Source organism: Pseudomonadota bacterium (genome assembly GCA_039196715.1).
In the GTDB taxonomy this organism is placed as follows: domain Bacteria; phylum Pseudomonadota; class Gammaproteobacteria; order CALCKW01; family CALCKW01; genus CALCKW01.
This window is the reverse complement of the sequence record JBCCUP010000139.1, coordinates 1-5435: the sequence shown is the minus strand read 5'-3', so window position 1 is coordinate 5435 and position 5435 is coordinate 1. Positions and strand designations below refer to the sequence as shown.

The window sequence follows — 5435 nt, the reverse complement described above, 5'->3', positions numbered from 1 at the left end:
TGTGAGCTTGGCGCGCCAGAGCGCCTTGCCGCGTTTGTCTGCAGCGTGAACTTGAAAGACGGACTTTGCAATATCGACCCCAACGTGGGTAATGTGCATAACGGACTTCCTCCTCATCGTTTCGTTTCAATGGGTTACGTGTAAACACCATTGTGGTGCCCAGACACCGTCAGTCGAAAGGGTGGGGAGAAGTCCATCCCATTGTCGTCCTCGCGCCAGCGAGACGCCGCGATGGATGCGCGCACGGCGTATGGGCTTGGTGTTCTGCTCTTCGCCGTGTGTCGCTGCGCGACGACTCGGCTCCCACAGGGAATGCGAAAACTAGTCGGGTAGTTGCACTGACGACGGCGCAGCTCTCACTGCTTTGACGTCGTTCCGTGGGAGCGTCGTCCTCGCGCCAGCGAGACGCCGCGATGGGTGGGTGCACAGCTGTGTGGGGCTGGCGCCTAGCGGTTCGGCACGAAGGGTTGGCCGAGTGAGGCGGGGGTGTTGAGGAGGGTGAGGCGCTTGTTGCGCGAGATCAGCACCAGCACGACGATGGTCGCGAGGTAGGGCATGGCGCTCAGCAGTTGCGACGGCAGTTGGATGCCGAAGGCCTGGGCGTGGAGTTGGCCGATGGTAACGGCGCCGAAGAGGTAGGCGCCGGCCAGGACCCGGGCGGGGCGCCAGGTGGCGAACACCACCAACGCGAGGGCGATCCAACCGCGGCCCGCAGTCATGTTCTCGACCCACTGCGGCGTGTAGACCAGCGAGAGGTGCGCGCCGCCGAGGCCGGCGCAGGCACCGCCGAACATCACCGCGAGGTAGCGGATGCGCACCACGCCGATGCCGAGCGCGTGGGCCGAGTCGTGGTTGTCGCCGACGGCGCGGAGGGTCAACCCGGCGCGGGTGCGGAACAGAAACCACGCGACCCCCACGGTCAGCGCGATCGAGAGGTAGAAGATCGGGTCCTGGCTGAACAGTACGCGGCCGACGAGCGGCAGCTCGTTCAGCAGGGGAATCTCCCAGGTGGCGAGTTTCTGGCCGGCGACGCCGACGAAAGGCTCGCCGATCATGCCCGACAGGCCGAGTCCGAGCAGGGTCAGCGCGAGGCCCGACGCCACCTGGTTGGTGGCGATGGTCAATGTCAGGAAGCCGAACAGCGTCGAGAACAGCGCGCCGACCACGGCGGCGGCGCAGACGCCGAGCCAGGGTGAGCCGGTGGTCGCGGTGACGGCGAAGCCGGTGGCGGCGCCCATGACCATCATGCCCTCGACGCCGAGGTTCAGGACGCCCGAGCGTTCCACGACGAGTTCGCCGAGCGCGGCGAGCAACAGCGGCGTCGAGGCGGTGACAATCGTGATCAGGATGTTTTCAGCGATCTCCACGGGGGGCTCCGAAGACGGGGGCGGCGTTCGTGTGGCCGCGGTCGGTGCAGTTGGCCTTTGGCGCGCTCATGCGGTGGGCGAGCGCCGGCCAAAGCGCACCTGGTAGTGAATCAGGGTGTCGGTGGCGAGCACGAAGAAGAGCAGCATGCCCTGAAACACGCGCACCACCTTGTCGGACAGGCCGAGCGACATCTGCGCGGCCTCGCCGCCGAGGTAGGTCAGCGCGAGCACGAGCCCCGCCGCGACAATGCCGAGCGGGTTCAGCCGGCCGAGGAAAGCGACGATGATCGCGGTGAAGCCGTAGCCCGGTGAAATCACCGGGCGCAACTGTTGCCCGGCGCCCGAGACTTCGGCGAGGCCCGCAATGCCGGCGAGTGCACCCGAGAGGCAGAACGCGAGGAACACCGTGCGCTGCTCGGAAAACCCCGAAAAGCGGCCTGCGCGCGGGCTCAGCCCGACCACGCGGAAGCGGTAGCCGGTCAGCGTTTTGCGCTGCACCACCCAGAGCACGATCGCCGCGACCACGGCGAAGACGATCCCCCAATGCGCCCGCCCCGAATCCGGCCAGACCATCGGCAGCGTTGCGGCGTCGGAGAAAATCCGGCTCTCGGGGAAGTTGTAGCCCTCTGGGTTGCGCCAGGGGCCGCGCACCAGCCAGTCGAGAAAGAGCTGGGCGACGTAGACCAGCATCAGGCTCGTCAGGATCTCGTTGGTGTTGAACCGCGTTTTCAGCAGCGCCGGGATCGCCCCGTAGGCTGCGCCGCCCAGCGCACCCATGAGAATCATCAACGGCAGCAGAAACCACGGCGTGAATTCGGGCGCCAAGACCGGCAGCGCCGAGCCGAGGATCGCGCCCATGATGAACTGGCCCTCGGCGCCGATGTTCCAGTTGCGTGACTGAAAACACAGCGCGAGGCCGACGGCGATCAGGATCAGTGGCGCTGCCTTGATCAGCAGCTCGTGGATCGACCAGGTCTCGGTCAGCGGCTCGATGAAGTAGGTGTAGAGCGCCAGCCCGGGCGCCTGGCCCTGGGCGGCGAAGAGCAGCGCCCCGACCGCAACGGTCAGGCAGAGGGCAATCAGCGGCGAGACGGCGGCGAACCAGGCCGACGGCTGCTGGCGTTTGACGAGGGTCAGGTTCATGCGGCGTGCTCACCGGCGCTGTGGCCGTGTCGCTGGCCGTGACCGCCCATCAGCAGCCCGATGCGCTCAAGCGTGGCCTCGCCGATCGGCATCGGCTCGCTTAGATGGCCGTCGTGGATCACGGCGATCGCGTGGCAGACCTCGAACAGCTCGTCGAGGTCCTGGCAGATCACCAGCACCGCCGAGCCGGTCGCGGCGAGCGCGAGCAGCGCGCGGCGGATGTGCGAGGCGGCACCGGCGTCGACGCCCCAGGTCGGTTGGTTGACCACCAACACGCGCGGGGCGCGGTCGAGCTCGCGGCCGATGATGAACTTCTGGAGGTTGCCGCCCGAGAGTTCGTTGGCGCGCGGGTCCGGACTGCCGCAGCGCACGTCCAGGGCCTTGATCACGCGCGCGCTCGCGGCTTTCAACGCGCCGCTTTTCAGCCAGCCGAGCGGGCCGAGAAAGGCCGCGCGATCAGACGCGTGGCGCGAGAGCAGCAGGTTGTGGCTCAGCGCGTCGTCGGGCACGGCACCGTGGCCGAGGCGCTCCTCGGGCACGAAGGCCGCACCGAGCGCACGTCGCGCGCCGATGTCGAGCCGCCCGGCTGAGGAGCCGAGGATGTCGATGTCGCCGCTCGCGTCCTGCAGGGCTTCGCCTGACAACGCCTCGAACAATTCCGATTGCCCGTTGCCGGCGACGCCCGCGATGCCGACGATCTCGCCAGCGCGCACGCGCAGGTCGATGCCGCGCAGCGGCACCGCGAACGGGGTCTCGGGCGCTCGGCTCAGCGCGTTCAGCGCCAGCAGCGTTTCACCGGGGCTGTCGGCGTCGCCGCGCTCGACGGCCGCCACGCTGTTGCCGACCATCAGGGTCGCGAGTGACGCGGCGGTCTCGGCGCGCGGGTCGCAGTCGGCGACGACCTTGCCGTGGCGCAGCACGGTGGCGCGGTCGCACAGGCGTTGCACTTCTTCGAGCCGGTGGCTGATGTAGAGGATCGATTTGCCGTCACTGCGGAGTTGCTCGAGCGTGACGAAGAGCTTGTCGGCCTCCTGCGGGGTCAGCACCGAAGTCGGCTCGTCGAGGATCAACAAGTCCGGCTCCTGCAGCAGGCAGCGGATGATCTCGATGCGCTGCCGCTCGCCAACCGAGAGGTCGCCGACCACGGCGTCGGGGTCGAGCGGCAGACCGTAGCGCTCCGAGAGCGACTTCGCCGCGGCGTTGAGGTCGCTGTGCTGGTCGGCGTCGTCGAGCGACAGGGCGATGTTCTCGCCCGCGGTCAACGCGTCGAACAGCGAAAAGTGCTGAAACACCATGCCGATGCCGAGCGCGCGCGCGGCGCGGGGGCTCGTGATCTCGACCGGGTCACCGCGCCAGTGCATGTCGCCGCTGTCACGGCCGAGCACGCCGTAGATCATCTTCACCAGCGTGCTCTTGCCCGCGCCGTTCTCGCCGAGCAGGGCGTGGATCTCGCCCGGCGCAATACTGAGGTCGACGTTGTCGTTGGCCAGCGTACCCGGGAAGGCCTTGCGTATCTGGCGGAGGTCGAGCAGAGGCGTCGTCATGGGCTCGGGGGCTGCCGGTTCGTGCACGGGCGGCATTGTCCCACAGGACGGCGGTGCGCAGCAGCAGGCAGCCCGCGACGTCGGCTTGACGCGGATTGGCGTTCGGCTGGTCTTTCAGCCGCCGTGGGCGTGCGCCGGCGGTGCTGCTGGTTGCGGCACGGCGGTGCCGAACCGGTCACGCGCGACCAGGGTGTCGGCGACGATCAGCGCCGCCACTTCGGCCGGGGCGCGGCTTGCGGTTGCCGGGCCGATCGGGCACGCGAGTCGCTCGAGCGCGGTGGCCGCCGCCGCCTCGCCGACTGTACGTCGGAGTTCGCGCTCGAGCCTGCGGCGTTTGCTGTGCGAGCCGATCAAGCCCACCCAGGCCACCTCGGGTGTGGTGAGTGCCGCCTGGCAGACGCGGTAGTCGAGCGCGTGGTCGTGCGTCATGACCAGCACGAGCGTGCCCGGGGGCAGGTCGCGCAACACCGACTCGGGGTGGGTGATCAGCTCGACACCGGAGTCGGCATAGGCGTCGCGCGTGTCGACGTGGTGCAGGCGAAAGGGCAGGTGGGCACACTGCCGCGCGACCGCCTGCCCGACGTGGCCGGCGCCGAACAGCAGCAGGTCGGCGCTGCCGGCTTCGACCGGGTGCACGAGCTGCACTCCGGTGTCGTTGCTCTTGCACGCGGACGCGCTCGAATCAGGTGTCCAGTGGACACGCCGACCGTGCGCGTCGCCCGTGTGCGTCAGCGTGCCGAGGCTGCGGTCGAGCGCGACATTCTCAAGCCAGGCCCGGTCGTCATCATCGAGACGCTCGAACAGCAAGGTTACGCGGCCACCGCAACACTGTCCCCGGTCGGCACCGAGCACGATGCGATCGAGTGTCCACCCGGCGTCTGCGTCGACTGCACGGGCGGTATCGATGGCCTGCCACTCCAGTCGGCCGCCGCCGACGCTGCCGGCGAAGTTGCCGTGTGTGACTGCCATGCACGCCCCGACTTCACGGGGTGCAGAGCCTTCGACGGCTGCGACGGTGACCAGCACCACCGCGTCGCCGGCGCGGCGTGCCGCGCGGGCGAGTTGCCATGCGGCGCGGTTGCTCACGGCGCCGGGGCGTCCAGCGCCAGCAGGATGCGTTCGGGAGTGGCCGGTGCGTCGAGTAGCGCGCCCGGCCGCCCGGTCTCGGCCCAGACGGCCTCCTGCAGGGCTTGCAGCACGCTGATTGCCAGCATCAGCGGGGGCTCGCCGACCGCCTTCGACCGGTGCACGGTCGGTTCTCGGTTTTCGCCCGCAGCCCACAAGGCGGCGTTGAAGACCGCGGGGCGGTCGGCGAGCCCCCGCTGATGCTGGCAATCAGCGTGCTGCAAGCCCTGCAGGAGGCCGTCTGGGCCGAGACCGG

General features: G+C 69.1%; 5 protein-coding genes. All 5 read right to left on the bottom strand.

Going from position 1 to position 5435, the window contains the following annotated elements; genetic code table 11:
* Window positions 1-446: 446 nt before the first annotated feature.
* Window positions 447-1367 carry an ABC transporter permease gene (locus AAGA11_22600; GenBank protein ID MEM9605666.1) on the bottom strand — a complete coding sequence of 307 codons (921 nt, stop codon included), beginning with the start codon at window positions 1365-1367 and terminating at the stop codon, window positions 447-449.
* Window positions 1368-1433: 66 nt separating this feature from the next.
* Entirely contained in the window at window positions 1434-2510 is a 1077-nt protein-coding gene (locus AAGA11_22595) for an ABC transporter permease (protein MEM9605665.1), read from the bottom strand.
* Entirely contained in the window at window positions 2507-4054 is a 1548-nt protein-coding gene (locus tag AAGA11_22590; GenBank protein ID MEM9605664.1) for an ABC transporter ATP-binding protein, read from the bottom strand. The genes AAGA11_22595 and AAGA11_22590 overlap by 4 nt, the downstream gene beginning before the upstream one ends.
* Before the next feature lie 114 nt (window positions 4055-4168).
* Entirely contained in the window at window positions 4169-5140 is a 972-nt protein-coding gene (xdhC, locus tag AAGA11_22585; protein ID MEM9605663.1) for a xanthine dehydrogenase accessory protein XdhC, read from the bottom strand.
* On the bottom strand, window positions 5137-5435 hold a 299-nt coding region (locus AAGA11_22580), incomplete at its 5' end, for a xanthine dehydrogenase molybdopterin binding subunit (protein MEM9605662.1). The genes xdhC and AAGA11_22580, both read right to left, overlap by 4 nt.